Raw genomic sequence first — 19,280 nt, 5'->3', positions numbered from 1 at the left:
TTCTACATGTCAAAAGCATATGAAAAAGCCGGCGTTAATATTGAAGCTGGGTATGAAGCAGTTGAAAGAATGAAATCACATGTTGAACGTACAGCTAGAAAAGGAATCATGGGTACTTTCGGTGGTTTTGGCGGTATGTTTGATTTGTCATCGTTGAATTATAAGGAACCTGTACTTATTTCAGGGACAGATGGTGTGGGAACGAAGCTAAAGCTTGCATTCATGACAGATTCACACGATACAATCGGTGTGGACTGTGTTGCAATGTGTGTGAACGATATTGTTGCACAAGGGGCAGAACCACTATTTTTCCTCGATTACGTCGCGGTTGGGAAAGCAGTTCCTGCACGTATTGAACAAATCGTAAAAGGTGTTGCTGATGGATGTGTTCAGTCCGGAGCAGCTCTAATCGGTGGGGAAACAGCGGAAATGCCGGGTTTATATGAGGAAGACGAATATGATCTTGCAGGATTCGCAGTCGGTGCATGTGAAAAATCGAAAATCGTAACTGGTGATAAAATTGCGGAGCGCGACGTGTTAGTAGGAATTGCTTCTAGTGGGGTTCATTCGAATGGTTTTTCTTTAGTGCGTAAAATCGTATTTGAAGAGAACCGATATTCTACGGAAACGGTAGTGGAGGGTTATGAAGAGCTTGGAGCAATAGGAAAAGCACTTCTTACACCAACAAAAATTTATGCGAAACCAGTAATGGAAATGCATAACGAACTTGCTATACACGGAATGGCTCATGTAACTGGTGGCGGTTTTTATGAAAATCTACCACGTATGATGCCGGAAGGTTTAGCTGTAGAAATCGATTTAGGTTCATGGGAAGTACTCCCTGTTTTCAATTTCTTGAAGGAAAAAGGCGAGTTGACTGACCGCGATTTATATAATGTTTTCAATATGGGTATTGGATTCGTTCTAGCTTTATCTGCGGAAGAAGCAGACAAAGCAATTGCAATTGCGGAAGCTCATGGGGAAAAAGCATATACAATCGGTCGTGTTGTGAAAGGTGAAGGTGTTTTATTCAACGGAACGCATGACGGGAGCTTAGTGTATGGCTAGGACACCAAAATTTGCAGTATTTGCTTCGGGTAGTGGAAGCAACTTTCAAGCTATTCGAGATGCAGTAAGTGAAGGTACGTTAGCTGGTCAGGCAGTGTTGGTTGTGACGGATAAGCCTAACGCCTATATCGTTGAGCGTGCTCGACATGCAGAAATTGAAACGTTAGCGATTAAGCCATCTGATTTTCCATCAAAGGAAGCATATGAACAAGTTATTTTACAAAAACTTTCGGAGTATGAAGTCGAATGGATTATTCTTGCTGGATATATGCGTTTGATCGGAGATGTACTGCTCGAAGCGTATCCGAATCGCATTATTAATATCCATCCCTCTTTACTTCCTGCATTTCCAGGAAAAGATGCAATCGGACAAGCAATGGTTCATGGCGTGAAGATAACAGGGGTAACCGTCCACTATGTAGATGCTGGCATGGATACAGGCCCTATTTTAGCCCAGCAGGCTGTTGAAGTTGTGGATGGAGACAGAGAGAAAACAGAAGAACGAATTCATGCAGTAGAGCATGCATTATATACAAAGACTTTACAAGATCTATGGAGCCGGTAATATACCGGCTTTTCTTAAAAGATAAGAATGTATATGAATTAATGCCATGAACAGGTTGATTTCCGCTGCAGGCGGACGCTTTCCAGGGGGCAAGCATCAAGCCGCTTCCTTCGCTTCGCTCAGTCCAGGGTCTTGATTTGCTTGCTAATCCCCTAGGAGTCGCCGCCTTCCGCTCCAATCAACAGAGCAAATAATAAAGATAATATGCTTGATATAAATAATAAACTGATACTTATCTTTGTTTATCAATATGGCAAGCGGAAATAGAGAAAAATAGGTAGTATCTACCAATGAAGAAGCGAAGAGCATCCGAAATTGTATCTTAGGAAGCTTTTAAAAGAGTAGGGAAGGATTTTATCCCTAATAATCCAAAACAAATGCATCTTGTCTCCACGCAATCCAAGAGGTCGACGGACAATCCTTTGTGACAAGATTACCGGAAAAAGAGGATCTGGAAGTGACGTAGTCACTTCCAGATCCTCCATAAAAGTCATCGGTAATAGTGTAGCAAAGGTTTGGTCCCAAGTACTCGTGAATTGGTGAAGACAATGTATACTTAAAGGGCGCTTTTCTTAATAAAAGGAGGAAATATTGTGTCAAAACGTGCGTTAATTAGTGTTTCAGATAAATCAGGAATTCTTGAATTTGCAAAAGAGCTAGAGCTTCTGGGGTATGAAATATTATCAACTGGTGGAACGAAAGCATTTTTAGAGCAAAATGGAGTAGCAATTACATCCGTAGACGCAGTAACAAATTTTCCGGAAATTTTGGATGGTCGCGTAAAAACATTAAATCCAATGATTCATGGTGGGTTATTGGCAAAACATGATGATCCTTCCCATCAAGCGCAATTAGAAGAACATAGTATTACACCGATCCAAGTAGTGTGTGTTAACTTATATCCTTTCCGTGAAACAATTTCAAAACCAGATGTTGAATTTGAAGATGCAATCGAAAACATCGATATCGGCGGCCCTTCTATGTTACGATCTGCTGCAAAAAATCATCAATACGTGACAGTCGTAACAGATGCTGAAGATTATCCAGAGGTACTAGCACAGCTAAAAGAAACTGGCGAAACTACACTTGAAACACGCCGTAAGTTAGCCGCTAAGGTTTTCCGGCACACTGCAGCATACGATGCATTAATCGCTAGTTATATGACAGATTTAACTGGTGAAGAATTTCCTGAGCTAATGACTCTTACATATGAACGTAAACAATCATTACGTTATGGTGAAAATCCACATCAAAAAGCAGCATTTTACAAACGACCACTTGGCTCCGATTTCTCCATCGCTTCGGCAACTCAATTGCATGGTAAAGAACTTTCTTATAATAATATTCAAGATGCAAATGCAGCTATTCAAATCGTGAAAGAGTTCGAACTACCTGCAGCCGTTGCAGTAAAACATATGAATCCATGTGGAGTTGGAACAGGAGAAACAATTTCTGCTGCTTTTAATAAAGCTTATGAAGCAGATTCTACTTCTATTTTCGGTGGAATTGTTGCATTAAACCGCGAAGTAGATGCTGCAACAGCGAAGGTTTTAGCAGGTATTTTCTTAGAAATTGTTATCGCTCCTTCGTTCTCAGAAGAAGCCATTGCTATGTTGACTGCGAAGAAAAACATCCGATTGTTAACTATTTCTTATAAGCAAACGAAAAAAGATGCTTGGAACACTGTTTCAGTAGAAGGTGGATTATTAGTTCAATCTCCTGATACATTCGGATTAAAAGACGCAGATGTGAAAGTCGTTACTGATCGTGAACCAACACCAGAAGAGTGGAAAGCATTAGAACTTGGATGGAATGTAGTGAAACATGTGAAATCAAATGCAATCGTTGTTGCTACAGAAGATATGACAATTGGTGTTGGTGCCGGTCAAATGAACCGTGTTGGATCAGCAAAAATTGCACTTGAACAAGCTGGAGAGCGTGCAAAAGGAGCAGGGCTAGCCTCGGATGCATTTTTCCCAATGAACGACACAGTAGAAACAGCTGCAAAAGCTGGTATTACGGCTATTATTCAAACTGGGGGCTCTGTGAAAGACCAAGATTCTATCGATAAAGCGAATGAATACGGAATTGCAATGGTCTTCACTGGAATTCGTCATTTCAAACATTAAGGGAGGCATATCTCATATGAATATTCTCGTGATTGGTAGTGGCGGCCGCGAGCATGCTATTGCTAAACAGTTTAACAATTCTGCTTCTGTAAGTAATGTATTTGTAGCACCAGGAAATGCTGGAATGGCAAATGATGCACAAATCATTCCAATCGATGTAATGGATTTTGAAGGGCTTGCTCAGTTTGCAAAAGATAATGCTATTGATTTGACGTTTGTTGGGCCAGAGCAACCACTTGTGGCTGGTATAGTGGATCACTTCACTAAGCATGATCTTCGTATTTTTGGACCTAACAAAGCAGCAGCACAATTGGAAGGAAGTAAAACATTCGCTAAAGAGCTTATGAAAAAGTATAGTATCCCAACTGCCACTTATGAAACATTTACAGAAGTGGATAAAGCAAAAGCATATATTGAAAAGCTTGGTGCTCCAATTGTTGTTAAAGCTGACGGTCTAGCTGCTGGCAAAGGTGTAGTAGTTGCCATGACAGTGGATGAAGCCAACATTGCTGTAGAAGACATGATTGGCAATCAATTATTTGGTGAATCTTCGTCAAGTGTAGTAATTGAGGAGTTTTTAGTTGGAGAAGAAATTTCATATATGTCATTTGTACATAATGGACAAATTTATCCAATGGTGATTTCACAAGATCATAAACGTGCATATGATGGGGACAAGGGGCCAAACACTGGTGGAATGGGCGCTTATTCTCCAGTTCCTCAGATTTCAAACGAAGTAGTGGAATTAGCGTATGAAACGGTTGTTGTACCAACTGTGAAAGCAATGGGGCAAGAAGGTACACCTTTCACTGGTATTTTATATGCAGGGCTCATTATTACTAATGACGGACCAAAAGTTATTGAATTTAATGCTCGTTTTGGAGATCCAGAAACACAAGTTGTTCTTCCGCGGATGACTTCGGATTTTGGACTTTTCATTACAACTCTAATGGATGAAAAACCGTTTGAGTTGGAATGGTCTGATGAAGTAATGCTAGGTGTTGTCATTGCATCTGTAGGTTATCCAAGTGATGTACAAAAAGGTGCAGAGCTCCCGGATCTTTCTGCTTTAGAAGAATCAGGTCTTCAAGTCTTTCACGCAGGTACTAAAGCAGGAGCAGATGGATTTATAGCAAATGGGGGTCGCGTTATTTTAGTAGCAGCAAGTGAATCAACATTAAAAGAAGCACAACTAAAAGTATACGATGGTTTAGCCAAATTAACTTGGGATGGTTTGTTTTTCCGTAAAGACATTGGCTGGCGAACATTTTCATAATTTATGTTCGTTTTTAATTAATGATAAAATGAGAAGCAAAACCAATAACGGTTCTGCTTCTCATTCCTTTGTTACACACTTAATATTGAGTTAAAGGAGATCGAAAATGAGATTATTTCATGTAAGTGAAGAAGATAACATCGAATTTTTTGAACCAAGACTCCCAACACGGACAGATTTAGACCAAAGAACAGGGCTTGTGTGGGCAATTAACGACAAATGTTTACCAAACTTTTTGACACCAAGAAATTGCCCAAGGGTTACTTATCACATCGGTAAGAATACATCTGAAGATGATGTGGAGAGGTATTTTTCCTCCACTAACAGCACTCATGTAGTAGTAATTGAAAATAAATGGTTTGAGACGATGAAAAATACGAAGCTTTACTTATATGAATTTGATTCAAAACAGTTTGAACTATTAGATGAAATTGCTGGATATTACATTAGCAAAACGTCCCAAGTTCCAATTGAAAGGCTTGAAATAATCGATTTATTTAATGAACACTTCAATAGAAATGTTGAAATTAGAATCGTAGATAATCTGTGGGATATTTGTGAAGAAATTCAGAAAACGTCACTTAGTTGGTCCATGTGTAGAATGGAATTTGCACAACCCAAAAAACTACTATAAATTTATTTATTTGCTACTGAATCTTCAAAAAAATAACAAACAACACTTTGCTTTACTAAAGTGATATGCTATATTTATTTTTATGAGCAACCTTAAAGGAAGGAGAATGGATGGTATGCAATATCCAATCTGGAAAATAGAAGAAATCAGACATCAGCTAGAAGTTGTAAATGGAATAAAGTCTCCAGATATTCTGATAAAAAACGCAACTTATTTACATAGTCATTTAAAAAAATGGATTACCGGTAATATTTGGATTGTTAAAGATCGGATTGTATACACAGGAGTGGAAATGCCACTTGTTTCTGAAAAAACAGAAGTATATGATGCAAGCGGACAAAAGATTGTTCCTGGTTATATGGAACCTCATGTGCATCCATTTCAGCTCTATCACCCACAATCGTTTGCAGATTATGCAGCACAACGTGGAACTACGACCTTCATCGCAGATAACTTAGTGTTTTTTTTAGCACTTGAAAATAAGAAAGCGTTTTCAATTATGGATCAATTAAAGAAACTACCTTTTGCATTTTATTGGTGGGCTCGTTTTGATTCTCAAACAGAACTAGAAAATGAGGAAGAGTTATTCACCTCTAAAACAATTGGCGAATGGATTGAACGACCGGATGTTATTATGGGTGGAGAGTTAACGGGTTGGCCGAGATTGCTATCGGGTGATGATCAAATGCTTTACTGGATGCAGCAAGCAAAATCGCATGGCATGAAAATAGAAGGTCATTTTCCAGGAGCATCGGAGCGCACGCTCGCTCGAATGCGTCTACTTGGAGCGGACGGTGATCATGAATCCATGACAATTGAGGAAGTGGAAAGACGCATTCTTCATGGTTATGCTGTGACTCTACGTCATTCGTCCATTCGTCCTGATTTACCAGTTCTCTTAAAAGGCATATTAGAAAAAGATCTTCATATTTTCGATCATTTGATGATGACTACTGACGGAGCTACTCCTTCGTTTCACATAGATGGCGTGATGGATAAATGTATTCAAGTTGCATTGGATGCTGGAGTAAACCCAATCGATGCTTATTTAATGGCATCGTTCAATGTTGCAAAATATTATAATCTATCTAACTTACATGGGGTAATTGCTACTGGAAGATTTGCCACTTTAAACTTTTTAGAAGATGAGTATAGCCCTGTTCCCGTAAGCGTTTTATCAAAAGGCGTATGGTTAAAACGTAACGGTGAAAAAGTGCAATCATTAGCTCTAGTCGATTGGTCAGATATGCCCTCACTAGATTTAGATTTTAATCTAACGGATGATGACTTTCAATTCTCCATGCCATTTGGAATATCAATGGTAAATGATGTCATTACAAAACCTTATTCTATATCTGTCGATACAACAGACAATGAACTTTCATCGAATCATGACGAAAGCTTCCTTATGTTAATTGACCGAAACGGTAAGTGGAAAGTAACAACACTTATTAAAGGTTTCGCTACATCTCTAAAAGGATTTGCATCTTCTTACTCTAATACTGGTGATATAATACTAATCGGGAAGAATAAAAAAAGTATGTTAAAAGCTTTCGAAGAGATGAAGAAGATGAATGGTGGAATTGTGTTAGTAGAGGATGACCAAGTCATTTGTTCTATCCCGCTTCCTATAGGCGGTGGACTTTCCGACAAACCGATGGAAGAGTTAATAGAAGAAGAATTATTATTAAAAAAAGAGTTGGCAGCAAGAGGATTTAAGCATGGCGATGCTATTTATACATTATTATTCTTGCAATCAACGCATTTACCTTATGTTCGAATTACACAAAGAGGGATATTTGATGTGATGAAAAAACAAGTACTAATTCCAGCACTCATGAGGTAGGGGGATTTTTGTGTTCAAAAAAAGGGGTTTTATATTTGTATTAAGCGTTCTATTATTAGCTGCATGTACTAATAAAGAAGAAGGACAAGAAGAAACAAAAGATCCAGTAGTTGAACCAGAAAAGGTTGAGGAAGTAGCCAAGGAAGAGCAAGGGTTACCTTATTTTGCTCCTTTTACGGGAGTTGGCTCGGAAGTAGAAATGAAACAAAGACCAATTCTTGTTACAATGAATAATCATCCGCTTGCTCGCCCTCAGTCAGGTATTGCACAAGCAGATATAGTGTATGAAATGTTGGCTGAAGGAAATGTCACTAGGTTTCTTGCACTCTTTCAAAGTGAGATTCCAGAAACGATTGGACCAGTGAGAAGCGCACGTGACTATTTTGTTACGATTGCTAAAGGTTTGGATGCATTTTACATTGCGCATGGTTATAGCCCAGATGCTAAAAAAATGTTAGATGCGAGAGTTGTGGATAATATTAATGGGATGCAGTATGATGGTACCCTATTTAAAAGGTCAAAGGAGCGAAAGGCACCGCATAATTCCTACATTTCTAAAGAAAACGTTTTTCTAGGTGCAGAAAAAATTGGAGCTTCGATGGAAATAAATAAAATGCCCGCATTTTCTTATTATGATTCTGTGGAAGACGTGAAAATAGGAAATCCTGCAACTAGTATAAGTATTCGTTATGGATCAGGTACAAGCTTTGAAAATCAATATACGTATTTACCAGAAGAAGGACTATATGAAAGAAAATCAGCAGGAGTCGTAACAATGGATAAAGAGTCAGGTGAACTTGTCAAACTTTCAAATGTTATTTTTATGGAGATACCGCATAGAACAATAGATAATGCTGGTAGACAAGAACTAACTTTAAATGCTGGTGGAAAAGCCTATCTATTTCAAGCTGGAGTAATGAAAGAAATTCAATGGGAAAATGTTGATGGTATTCTAGTTCCAATGGAAAATGGGGTTCCTGCAAAGCTTGTAAAAGGAAAGTCATGGATAAGTATTGTACCCACACATCCTGGAATTGAAAGTATGGTAAAGTTTTTACCATAAAAGAACAACAAAAAAGAGGGGAATGACAAGCATATGCAAGTGGATAAAATAAAAGGACATCAAACAGACCAATTATTTAAAGCTGTTTTAGAACTTAAAAATATGGAAGAATGTTATAAGTTTTTCGATGACTTATGTACAATAAGCGAAATTCAATCACTTGCTCAACGTTTCGAAGTTGCACATTTATTGAGATTGAAAAAAACATATGAAACGATCAAAAAAGAAACTGGTGCAAGTACTGCAACTATTTCACGAGTTAGACGTTGCTATGACTATGGAAATGATACGTATGATGAAATGCTTGGTCGCCTATATCCTGATGAACAACCTTTCCAAAATCCTAGAGGATAGGTATCATTATGGTTTGTGGACCTAGAGAAGAATGAAAAAGTGTCCGTTAATGAATAGGCGGATTTCCGTTTCAGGTGGACGCGTTCCACGGGGTGAGCGATGAGCCAGCACCGCCCGCTAAAGCGTTCGTTTGTGATGGCTCATCTTCTCACAGAGGAACAAAGGCTAAGAGCGCCACATCGTGTGGCAACGCCTTCGTGACCAACATCCTGTTGGCCTCCGACTGGAGTCGCCACCTTTCACTTCAATCTATTAAGTAAGTAGTAGCTCAGTAAGGAAGTGTTGGTGGAAACTAAAAAAGATTGTATCTATTCATAAAGAAACGCGTAGCGGACGAAATTGCATCTTCGTCCGCTTTTTAATGTATAGGAAAGTATTTATTCTCTCATTATCCAAACCTAAAGCATTATGTCTTTATCTATTCCAAGAGGGCGACGGACAAACATTCGCCACAAGATGACCGAAAATGAGGAGTTGGAAGTGACGTAGTCACTTCCAACTCCTCAAAATCCACCGGTAATAGTGTAGCCAAAATTTTTTTGCGACGAGTAACCGCAGGAGCAAATGTTTCGTCCAAAGCACTCAGGAATAAGTGAAGCCAAGATGCACTTAAAAGTCGATTGCGGTTTTCTATATTTTGTGGAATAAATTAGTTTATTAAAAATATGAAGTTTTACTATTAAGTCTTAGCTGAACAGAAGCCTCTGTTCAGTTTTTTTGTTATAATGAGGAATGCTAACTAACGATTTGTAGGTGAAAAAATGGACTATAAAGAATGGCGACATATATTTAAATTGGATCCAGCAAAGGAAATCGATGCTAATGCTTTAGAAAAGATTTGCGAATCTGGGACTGATGCAATCATTATTGGTGGATCAGACAATGTAACACTGGATAACGTTATTGATTTATTAATGCGTATTAGGCGCTATGCTGTACCTGTAGCACTTGAAGTTTCGACAATTGAGTCAATTACGCCTGGATTTGATTTTTATTTTATACCAAGTGTTTTAAATAGCATTGATACAAAATGGGTAAAAGATTTACATCATGCCGCGACAAGGGAATTCGGTGAAGTGATGAACTGGGATGAAATTATTCCTGAAGGTTATTGTATCTTAAATCCCGATTGCAAGGCGGCTAAGCTTACAAATTCTAAACAACCAGAAACAAATGACGATGTAATTGCTTATGCGCAAATGGTAGAGCATATGTTTAAATTTCCTGTTTTTTATATGGAATATAGCGGAACGTATGGTGATATCGATGTTGTTAAAAAAGTGAAATCTAAACTCGTAAATACGAAATTGTTTTACGGGGGAGGTATTCAGACTGAAGACCAAGCACGAGAAATGGCTACTTATGCAGACACAATTATCGTAGGAAACCAAGTATATGAAAACTTAGAAGAAGCACTGAAAACAGTAAATGCTGTTAAGTAATATTTGAGTAATTAGATATGAAGCAGTATAATAACGAGAACAAATGTTCTTTTAAGGAAGTGTATTATGGAGCTTATAGCGAAAAACCTTTTAAATGGTATGAATAAGGAACAAGATAAAGCAGTTAAAACAACGGAAGGCCCTTTACTCATTATGGCTGGAGCAGGTTCGGGGAAAACACGTGTATTAACGCACCGAATTGCTTACTTAATAGTGGAAAAAGAAGTATATCCTTCTAAAATACTTGCCATAACGTTTACAAATAAAGCAGCACGAGAAATGCGTGAAAGAATTAATAGTATTTTAGGTGCTGGATCAGGTGAGAATATGTGGGTATCCACTTTTCACTCGATGTGTGTTCGTATTTTAAGAAGGGATATCGACCGAATAGGCTATTCAAAAAGCTTCTCTATTTTAGATACGACAGATCAGTTATCGGTTATTAAAAGTATCTTAAAAGAACAAAACATTGATTCGAAAAAATATGATCCTCGCTCAATGTTAAACGCGATTAGTAGTGCCAAGAATATATGTATAGATGCAGATACGTTTAGAGCACAAATGAATGAGTTTAATCCATTTGAAAAAACGGTTGCAGAAGTTTATAAAGGTTATGAAAAGCGTTTAAGAAAGAACCAATCTCTTGATTTTGATGATTTAATCATGACAACTTTAACCCTTTTTAAACGAGTTCCCGAAGTATTAGAGTTTTATCAAAATAAATTCCAATACATTCATGTGGATGAGTATCAGGATACAAATAAGGCACAATACGAATTAGTACAAATGCTTGCACAAAAATTCAAGAATATTTGTGTTGTTGGTGACTCCGATCAATCCATTTATCGCTGGCGTGGTGCGGACATTCAAAATATCCTCTCGTTTGAAAAGGATTATCCGAACGCAACTGTAATAATGTTAGAGCAGAATTACCGATCATCTCAAAGAATCCTTCAAGCTGCAAATGACGTCATTGGTAATAATACAAGTAGATATCCAAAAGTACTGCGAACGGACAATCAAGAAGGCGAAAAAATTCGGATGTTCCGTGCTTTTAATGAGCAACAGGAAGCACAATTTGTTGTACAGTCTATCCAAGAGATGTTAGAACAAGAGAATCGCACCTTAGATGATTTTGCTATTTTGTATCGGACTAACGCTCAATCTCGTGTGATGGAGGAAGTACTTGTTAAATCGAATATGGCCTATACGATTGTCGGTGGAACTAAGTTCTATGATCGTAAAGAAATTAAAGACTTACTAGCATATCTTCGATTAATAGCTAATAACGATGATGACTTATCTCTTGCAAGAATTATTAATGAACCGAAACGAAATATTGGAGCTACTTCTTTCGAACGCATAGCAATGTATGCGCTAGAACAAGACCGTTCTATTCTGGATGCTTTAAATGAAGTAGACTTTATGGGATTACCGGCACGTGCAGTAAATTCCGTTGTGCAATTTCAAGGGCTAATTCAAAATTTTACTCAAATGCAAGAATTTTTGTCGGTAACAGAAATAGTAGAACAAATTCTTGATAAAACGGGTTATCGTATGATGTTAAAAAATGAGAAAACTATTGAAGCCGAAAGTCGACTAGAAAATATTGAAGAGTTTTTGTCTGTAACGAAAGCATTTGAAGAAAAAAGCGATGATAAATCGCTTATTGCATTTTTAACAGATTTAGCGCTCATTTCTGATATTGATAAGTTGGACGAAGAGGAAGATACGTCTCAAGGGAATATCATCTTAATGACGATGCATGCTGCAAAAGGACTTGAATTCCCCGTTGTTTTTATAATAGGAATGGAAGAAAATATTTTTCCTCATTCCCGTTCTATTGGGGATGACGATGAGATGGAAGAAGAACGTCGACTTGCATACGTAGGAATAACACGTGCGGAAGAAAGATTGTTTATCACATGTGCTCAATCTCGAACTATTTTTGGACGTGGTAGTTTTAATAGTCCTTCCCGTTTTATTGGAGAAATTTCCGGTGAAATTTTAGAAGCAGTGGGAGGAATGAATGAAAGTACTAGAGGTTCAATTTCTAAATCTAGTGAAGTTCCACAAGCTAGAAAAGCAGTAGTTACTCGTCCTGCATATAAAGAGTCCGGAGGAGAGAAGATGGGTTGGCAAGTGGGGGATAAGGCAGCTCATAAAAAATGGGGAGTTGGAATGGTTGTTAGTGTTCGAGGTGAAGGTGAAAATACGGAGCTCGATATTGCATTTCCAAGTCCAACAGGTATTAAACGATTGCTTGCTAAATTTGCACCGATAGAAAAAGGATAATTCATTTGGTGGAGGAAAACCTATGGAAAAATTAGAACAACGAGTAAAAGAGCTACACAAGCTTTTATATGACTATGGATATGCGTACTATGTGATGGATGAGCCTATCGTTTCTGATGCAGTCTATGACCAATATTTAAACGAATTAATTGCATTAGAAGAACAAAATCCAAATTTAATATTACCAGATTCCCCTACACAACGAGTGGGAGCTACTATCATAGATGGTTTTCAAAAAGTAACGCATGCGAGTCCTATGCTTAGTCTGTCTAATGCGTTTAATGAAGAAGATATACGTGATTTTGACACTAGAATTCGCAGTCTAATTGATGATTCACCGAACTATGTATGTGAGCTAAAGATTGACGGATTAGCCATTTCCCTTCTATATGAAGATGGCATACTTTCCCGTGGTGCTACTAGGGGAGATGGGACTACAGGAGAAGATATTACTAGTAATATTAAAACAATCCGTGCCATACCACTTCGTTTAAAAGATAAAGTAACTATCGAAGCAAGAGGAGAAGCTTATATGCCAAAATCTTCGTTTAATAAACTAAACGAAGAGAGAGCTGAACGAGGAGAAGAGTTATTAGCCAATCCTCGTAATGCAGCTGCAGGGTCATTACGTCAATTAGATCCAAAAATGGCGGCGAGTCGAAAACTTTCATTCTTTGCATATGGGATGGGGGGCAACGGAGGAGAACTAAACATTGATCAGCATTCAGATGCGCTTCAATTTATGAAAGAACAAGGTTTACCGACCAATAAAGAGACTAGAAAATGTTCTTCAATTGAAGAAGTCCTTGAATTTATTCAAGAATGGACAGCCAAACGAAATGATATTCCCTATGAAATAGATGGAATCGTTATAAAAGTAGATGATTATGCACAACAAGAGGAGCTAGGTTTTACTGCAAAAAGCCCCCGTTTTGCAATTGCTTTTAAATTTCCAGCAGAAGAAGTAGTAACAACTATTATTGACATCGATTTAACGGTCGGAAGAACTGGCGTTGTCACACCAACTGCTATATTGGAACCAGCACAAGTAGCGGGATCTACAGTTCAACGTGCAACATTGCACAATGAAGACTTAATCCGTGCTAAAGATATTCGGATTGGAGATCGAGTGATAATCCGTAAAGCAGGAGATATTATTCCAGAGGTAGTTGCAGTCATTTTAGAAGAACGCGACGGCTCGGAAATCCCTTATGAAATGCCAACAAACTGTCCTGTTTGTGATAGTGAATTAATAAGGATTGAAGAAGAAGTTGCATTACGTTGTGTCAATCCCCAATGTCCAGCTCAAATCCAAGAAGGTATTTATCACTTTGCATCAAGAAATGCGATGAATATTGAAGGTCTAGGAGAAAAAGTTGTAGAGCAGTTATTTAGAGAGAAACTTATTGTAGATGTTTCAGATCTTTACAAATTAACAGTAGAAGATTTAGTTAAATTAGAACGAATGGGATTGAAATCTGCAACGAATTTGGTTCAAGCAATAGAAGTGTCTAAATCAAACTCAATGGAACGTGTATTGTTCGGACTTGGAATACGTCATATTGGAGAAAAGGCAGCGAAAATTTTATCGGAGACATTCCATAGCTTCGATGCTCTTAAGCAAGCAACTAGAGAAGGGCTAACAGCAGTGTTTGAAATCGGAGACAAAATGGCCGATTCGCTAGTAACCTATTTTGAACAAGAAGAAGTAGAACAGCTGATAGAAAGATTAAAATCAGCAGGATTAACATTACATTTTACAGGTAAAGTAATTGATACTTCTATGATAGAAAATAGTCCATTTATAAATAAAACAGTTGTATTAACTGGAAAGCTAACGCAGCTAACACGTCAAGAAGCTAAAGAAAGAATTGAATCTTTAGGTGGCAATGTAGCTGGTAGTGTAAGCAAAAAAACAGATATAGTTATCGCTGGAGAGGATGCAGGCTCGAAGCTTGAAAAAGCTACAAGCTTAGGCATTGAAATCTGGGATGAACAAAAACTTTTAGATCAACTAGAGGAAAAATAGAGGAGTTTAAACATGGCAAAAAAATTAATAGGAATATCAACGATGATTTTATTGCTAATTGTCTCTGGATGTACTCCTTCTATCAAAAAAGAAACAGAAGTAATCCAAGACACAGAGCAAAAAACATCGAAAAAAGTTATCATTCCAAGTTTACAATTAGATGATACGTACTACCGGACACTATTACCATATGAGGCAAGTAAAAGTAGAGGATTAGTTGTATCTAATCTATCAACAAAATATGATATGAAAGAAGTAGAAACAGGTCTTCTTCGAATTTCACAAAAAGAGTTTTCACCGGATACTTACTTATTTCAAGAAGGACAGTTTTTAGACAAAAAAACAATTGTCTCTTGGTTAGCAAGGAGCAATCAGACGAGTGATGGATTAAACCCTAGTGATGAAGGTTTGACTGGAGAAGAAAAAGCAAAAAAAGCTCCTATTTATATTTCACATATTGTTGAACAAAATTATTTGAAAAAAGAAGGTAATACCGTAAAACTTGCGGGAGTTTCAGTAGGGCTTGCTTTGAATTCTATTTATTATTATCAAAAAGAAGCATACGGAGCGACCTATGAAGAACCGTTGTCCCAAAAAGAAATTGAGGACAATGGCAAGCGAATTGCAGAAGAGGTAGTTACTCGAATGCGTCAAAAAAATGAAGCATTAGCTGATATACCAATCGTTGTTGGCTTATTTAAACAAAATAGTAGAAATGCAGTCGTACCAGGAACGTACTTCAAATATAGCGTTGCCCCTAGCGGAAAAAATGTTTCAGATTGGAAAGCTATTGATGAAGAATATGTTCTCTTCCCGTCAGCAGATTCAGAGAAAAAATACCGAGATCTAGATACAATATTCCGTAATTTTAAACAAGATGTTGAGACGTACTTCTCTAATTACACAAGTGTTATTGGGACTGGATATTTTAAAGATAAACAGTTGCAAAAATTAACCATAACCATTCCTATTCAATTCTATGGAACAGCTGAGATAATTGGATTTACACAACAACTTGCAGCGTTAGTAAAAGACCATTTTAATACGTCGATGAATGTGGAAGTTAATGTGAATTCCATGAACGGAGCAGAAGCATTATTGATCAAAAAACCAGGCGACGAAGACCCATATGTGCATATATATTCCCCATAAGCCTTAAGAAGGAGTCACTCTATTCAATTAGAGTGAAAAATGATATGATATTGCTTATGGTTATTGAATTCGGAGGTGTGAAAATTGGCGAATATTTCAAAAGAAGAAGTAAAGCACGTAGCGCATTTAGCACGACTTGCAATCACTGAAGAGGAAGCAGAAAAGTTTGCTCTTCAGCTTGGTGCAATTACAGACTTTGCAGAGCAACTTAAAGAATTAGATACTACAAATGTAGTACCAACAACGCATGTTTTACCTTTAGTGAACGTTTTACGTGAGGATAAAGCAATTAAAGGATTAGAACGCGAAACGATGATGTTAAATGTAAAAGAACAAGAAGCAGGACAAGTAAAAGTACCATCTATTATGGATTAATAGTTGTAGGAGGGAATATAATGACGTTATTCGAACGTTCGGCAAAAGAATTACAAGCTCTTTTACATAACAAGGAAATTACAATTGCTGATTTGACAAAAGAAGCATTTGCACGCGTAGAAAAACTAGACGGTGACGTAGAAGCATTCTTAGCATTAAATAAAGAAAAAGCTTCTCTAACTGCTGCAGAGTTGGATCAAGTACCTTTTGAAGAGCGCGGACCATTATTTGGTTTACCCATTGGAGTAAAAGATAACATTGTAACAGAAGGTTTAGAAACAACTTGTGCTAGTAAGATTTTAGAAGGATTTAATCCGATTTATGATGCTACTGTCGTAAATAAACTACGCGCAGCAGGAATGGTTACAATCGGGAAACTGAATATGGATGAGTTTGCGATGGGTTCTTCAAATGAAAACTCAGCATATAAAACAACAAAAAATCCATGGGCATTAGATCGTGTTCCAGGTGGTTCGTCAGGCGCATCTGCAGCCGCAGTGGCAGCAGGAGAAGTTCCATTCTCATTAGGCTCTGATACTGGTGGATCTATTCGTCAACCAGCTTCATACTGTGGAGTTGTTGGGATGAAACCTACCTACGGTCGTGTTTCTCGTTTTGGTCTAGTTGCATTTGCATCTTCTCTTGACCAAATCGGACCGATTACTCGCAATGTAACAGACAATGCATTATTACTTGAAGCAATTTCTGGACTTGATCCACATGACTCTACTTCAGCAGACGTAGAAGTACCAAACTTTGCTGCAGCTTTAACAGGAGACATTAAAGGTCTTCGAATTGCTGTTCCAAAGGAATATTTAGGTGAAGGTGTTAGCGAAGCAGTTCGTCAATCAGTTCTTGATGCATTGAAAGTTTTAGAATCTCTTGGAGCAACTTGGGAAGAGATTTCATTACCACATTCTAAATATGCTTTAGCAACATACTATATTCTTGCTTCTTCAGAAGCGTCATCTAATCTTTCACGTTTCGATGGTATTCGTTATGGTTTCCGTGCAGAAAATGTTCAAAACTTAATGGAACTATATAAAGAAACTCGTTCTCAAGGATTTGGTGATGAAGTGAAACGCCGTATTATGCTTGGAACATATTCTTTAAGTGCAGGGACTTATGATGCTTACTATAAAAAGGCACAACAAGTTCGTACCCTAATCAAGGAAGATTTCGATAAAGTATTAGCAGACTATGATGTAATTGTTGGACCGACTGCACCAACACCAGCATTTAAAATTGGTGAGAACGTAGAAGATCCTTTAACGATGTATGCAAATGATATATTAACTATTCCGATTAACCTTGCGGGAGTACCAGCTATTTCAATCCCTTGTGGATTTGAAAATGACCTGCCACTTGGTTTACAAATTATCGGAAATTATTTTGATGAGTCAACTATTTATCGTGTAGCCCACGCATATGAGCAAGCGACAGATTTCCATAAACAAACTCCTCAAATTTGGGAGGGAAAATAACATGAACTTTGAAACAGTTATTGGATTAGAAGTACACGTAGAGTTAAAAACAAACTCTAAAATCTTCTCAGCAGCACCGAACCATTTTGGAGCTGAACCAAATACAAATACGACAGTAATTGACCTTGGGTATCCAGGCGTACTACCTGTACTAAATAAAAACGTAGTAGATTTTGCAATGCGTGCAGCACTTGCATTAAATATGGAAATCGAGCAAAATACAAAATTTGATCGTAAAAACTATTTCTATCCAGACAATCCGAAAGCATATCAAATCTCACAATTTGATAAGCCAATAGGTAAAAACGGTTGGGTGGAAATTGAAGTTAATGGAGAGAAAAAACGTATAGGTATAACTCGTCTTCATATGGAAGAAGATGCAGGTAAATTATCACATGCGGATGGTTATTCTTTAGTAGACTTTAACCGTCAAGGAACTCCATTAGTAGAAATAGTTTCTGAACCAGATATTCGTACCCCAGAGGAAGCATACGCATACTTGGAAAAAGTAAAATCCATTATTCAATATACAGATGTTTCGGACTGTAAAATGGAAGAAGGATCTTTACGTTGTGACGCTAATATTTCTATTCGTCCATATGGACAAGAAAAATTTGGTACAAAAACAGAATTGAAAAATTTAAACTCATTTAACTATGTACGCAGAGGTTTAGAACATGAGGAAATACGACAAGCGGAAGTACTGTCTTCTGGTGGAATAATCGAACAAGAAACTCGTCGTTACGATGAGAAAACAGGTAAAACAATTCTAATGCGCGTTAAAGAGGGAACGGACGACTATCGTTATTTCCCAGAACCAGATTTAGTTGATCTTGTAATTGATGATGCATGGTTAGAGCGTGTTCGTGCAGAAATTCCAGAGTTACCAGATGCACGTAAACAACGTTACATCGAAGAACTTGGTTTATCCCCATATGATGCTCATGTATTAACTTTATCAAAAGATATGGCTAACTTCTTTGAAGCAACTATAGCTGACGGAGCGGATGTAAAACTTTCTGCAAACTGGTTAATGGGTGAAGTTTCTGCTTATTTAAATGCAGATCAAAAAGAATTGAAGGATATTAAACTTACTCCATCTAATCTTTCTGGAATGATTAAGTTAATTTCAGATGGTACTATTTCATCTAAAATTGCAAAAAAAGTATTCAAGGAGCTTGCGGATAACGGAGGAGAAGCAGAAGAAGTTGTAAAAGCACAGGGCTTAGTACAAATTTCAGATGAAGGCGCACTTCGTGAAATCGTTACTACAACGTTGGATGCAAACCCTCAATCGATTGAAGACTTTAAAAACGGTAAAGACCGTGCAATCGGTTTCCTTGTTGGACAAATTATGAAAGCAACAAAAGGACAAGCAAACCCACCACTTGTAAACAAAATTTTACAAGAAGAAATTGTAAAACGATAAAAATTAAAGGATGGCACCAGTTATTAAACTGGTGTCATCCTTTTTATTTGAAGCCATTAAAAAGTAGCGATTGACCTCAGCGAAGCGAGGAGACCGAAGAAACGCCCGCGGAAAGGGAGCAGTTTCAACGATTTTCTAA

The 19,280-nt window shown here is 37.6% G+C and carries 15 protein-coding genes; all 15 read left to right on the top strand.

Going from position 1 to position 19,280, the window contains the following annotated elements; all coding sequences use genetic code 11:
* The first annotated feature begins 6 nt into the window (after positions 1 to 6).
* The 15 genes from purM to gatB all read left to right on the top strand — a co-directional run bounded on the left by purM (position 7) and on the right by gatB (position 19,141).
* A complete protein-coding gene (gene purM / locus ACFVR1_RS14895) occupies positions 7 to 1,068 on the top strand; it encodes a phosphoribosylformylglycinamidine cyclo-ligase (RefSeq protein WP_387585123.1) in 1,062 nt (353 codons plus the stop codon).
* Positions 1,061 to 1,633 carry a phosphoribosylglycinamide formyltransferase gene (purN, locus tag ACFVR1_RS14890; protein ID WP_387585122.1) on the top strand — a complete coding sequence of 191 codons (573 nt, stop codon included), beginning with the start codon at positions 1,061 to 1,063 and terminating at the stop codon, positions 1,631 to 1,633. The genes purM and purN overlap by 8 nt, the downstream gene beginning before the upstream one ends.
* Before the next feature lie 593 nt (positions 1,634 to 2,226).
* Entirely contained in the window at positions 2,227 to 3,762 is a 1,536-nt protein-coding gene (gene purH / locus ACFVR1_RS14885; protein ID WP_387585121.1) for a bifunctional phosphoribosylaminoimidazolecarboxamide formyltransferase/IMP cyclohydrolase, read from the top strand.
* 16 nt (positions 3,763 to 3,778) lie between these two features.
* Positions 3,779 to 5,038, top strand: a complete 1,260-nt coding sequence (purD, locus tag ACFVR1_RS14880) for a phosphoribosylamine--glycine ligase (protein WP_387585119.1) — start codon at positions 3,779 to 3,781, stop codon at positions 5,036 to 5,038.
* 106 nt (positions 5,039 to 5,144) lie between these two features.
* The gene (locus ACFVR1_RS14875) at positions 5,145 to 5,672 is read left to right on the top strand and encodes a DUF6886 family protein (RefSeq protein ID WP_387585118.1); all 528 of its coding nucleotides are present in this window, start codon (positions 5,145 to 5,147) and stop codon (positions 5,670 to 5,672) included.
* A gap of 115 nt (positions 5,673 to 5,787) precedes the next feature.
* Positions 5,788 to 7,518 carry an adenine deaminase C-terminal domain-containing protein gene (locus ACFVR1_RS14870; protein ID WP_387585116.1) on the top strand — a complete coding sequence of 577 codons (1,731 nt, stop codon included), beginning with the start codon at positions 5,788 to 5,790 and terminating at the stop codon, positions 7,516 to 7,518.
* A gap of 10 nt (positions 7,519 to 7,528) precedes the next feature.
* The gene (locus ACFVR1_RS14865) at positions 7,529 to 8,581 is read left to right on the top strand and encodes a DUF3048 domain-containing protein (RefSeq protein ID WP_387585114.1); all 1,053 of its coding nucleotides are present in this window, start codon (positions 7,529 to 7,531) and stop codon (positions 8,579 to 8,581) included.
* A 33-nt stretch (positions 8,582 to 8,614) separates the two neighbouring features.
* A complete protein-coding gene (locus ACFVR1_RS14860) occupies positions 8,615 to 8,935 on the top strand; it encodes a YerC/YecD family TrpR-related protein (RefSeq protein WP_387585113.1) in 321 nt (106 codons plus the stop codon).
* 761 nt (positions 8,936 to 9,696) lie between these two features.
* The gene (gene pcrB, locus ACFVR1_RS14855; protein WP_387585111.1) at positions 9,697 to 10,377 is read left to right on the top strand and encodes a heptaprenylglyceryl phosphate synthase; all 681 of its coding nucleotides are present in this window, start codon (positions 9,697 to 9,699) and stop codon (positions 10,375 to 10,377) included.
* Between the two features lie 66 nt (positions 10,378 to 10,443).
* The gene (gene pcrA / locus ACFVR1_RS14850; protein WP_387585110.1) at positions 10,444 to 12,672 is read left to right on the top strand and encodes a DNA helicase PcrA; all 2,229 of its coding nucleotides are present in this window, start codon (positions 10,444 to 10,446) and stop codon (positions 12,670 to 12,672) included.
* A gap of 22 nt (positions 12,673 to 12,694) precedes the next feature.
* Complete coding sequence (ligA, locus tag ACFVR1_RS14845) at positions 12,695 to 14,701, top strand: NAD-dependent DNA ligase LigA (protein WP_387585108.1); 2,007 nt, start codon at positions 12,695 to 12,697, stop codon at positions 14,699 to 14,701.
* Positions 14,702 to 14,713: 12 nt separating this feature from the next.
* On the top strand, positions 14,714 to 15,853 hold the full coding sequence (locus tag ACFVR1_RS14840; protein WP_387585106.1) for a CamS family sex pheromone protein: 1,140 nt from the start codon (positions 14,714 to 14,716) through the stop codon (positions 15,851 to 15,853).
* Positions 15,854 to 15,937: 84 nt separating this feature from the next.
* Positions 15,938 to 16,228, top strand: a complete 291-nt coding sequence (gene gatC / locus ACFVR1_RS14835) for an Asp-tRNA(Asn)/Glu-tRNA(Gln) amidotransferase subunit GatC (protein WP_387585105.1) — start codon at positions 15,938 to 15,940, stop codon at positions 16,226 to 16,228.
* A 20-nt stretch (positions 16,229 to 16,248) separates the two neighbouring features.
* Positions 16,249 to 17,712 (top strand): Asp-tRNA(Asn)/Glu-tRNA(Gln) amidotransferase subunit GatA, encoded by a 1,464-nt coding sequence (gene gatA, locus ACFVR1_RS14830; protein WP_387585103.1) that lies wholly within the window; start codon positions 16,249 to 16,251, stop codon positions 17,710 to 17,712.
* Position 17,713: 1 nt separating this feature from the next.
* On the top strand, positions 17,714 to 19,141 hold the full coding sequence (gene gatB / locus ACFVR1_RS14825) for an Asp-tRNA(Asn)/Glu-tRNA(Gln) amidotransferase subunit GatB (RefSeq protein WP_387585101.1): 1,428 nt from the start codon (positions 17,714 to 17,716) through the stop codon (positions 19,139 to 19,141).
* The last annotated feature ends 139 nt before the right edge of the window (positions 19,142 to 19,280 follow it).

The sequence above is a fragment of the Psychrobacillus sp. NPDC058041 genome, from assembly GCF_042885655.1.
Classification (GTDB): Bacteria; Bacillota; Bacilli; order Bacillales_A; family Planococcaceae; genus Psychrobacillus.
Note: the sequence above shows the minus strand (reverse complement) of the source record. Positions and strands in the feature narration are given on the sequence as shown.

Coding starts and splice junctions, on each gene's coding strand:
- pcrA (WP_387585110.1), top strand. CDS start 10,444: ATGGAGCTTATAGCGAAAAACCTTTTAAATGGTATGAATAAGGAACAA.
- gatB (WP_387585101.1), top strand. CDS start 17,714: ATGAACTTTGAAACAGTTATTGGATTAGAAGTACACGTAGAGTTAAAA.
- ACFVR1_RS14870 (WP_387585116.1), top strand. CDS start 5,788: ATGCAATATCCAATCTGGAAAATAGAAGAAATCAGACATCAGCTAGAA.
- ligA (WP_387585108.1), top strand. CDS start 12,695: ATGGAAAAATTAGAACAACGAGTAAAAGAGCTACACAAGCTTTTATAT.
- ACFVR1_RS14875 (WP_387585118.1), top strand. CDS start 5,145: ATGAGATTATTTCATGTAAGTGAAGAAGATAACATCGAATTTTTTGAA.
- ACFVR1_RS14860 (WP_387585113.1), top strand. CDS start 8,615: ATGCAAGTGGATAAAATAAAAGGACATCAAACAGACCAATTATTTAAA.
- purM (WP_387585123.1), top strand. CDS start 7: ATGTCAAAAGCATATGAAAAAGCCGGCGTTAATATTGAAGCTGGGTAT.
- ACFVR1_RS14840 (WP_387585106.1), top strand. CDS start 14,714: ATGGCAAAAAAATTAATAGGAATATCAACGATGATTTTATTGCTAATT.
- purD (WP_387585119.1), top strand. CDS start 3,779: ATGAATATTCTCGTGATTGGTAGTGGCGGCCGCGAGCATGCTATTGCT.
- purN (WP_387585122.1), top strand. CDS start 1,061: ATGGCTAGGACACCAAAATTTGCAGTATTTGCTTCGGGTAGTGGAAGC.
- pcrB (WP_387585111.1), top strand. CDS start 9,697: ATGGACTATAAAGAATGGCGACATATATTTAAATTGGATCCAGCAAAG.
- gatA (WP_387585103.1), top strand. CDS start 16,249: ATGACGTTATTCGAACGTTCGGCAAAAGAATTACAAGCTCTTTTACAT.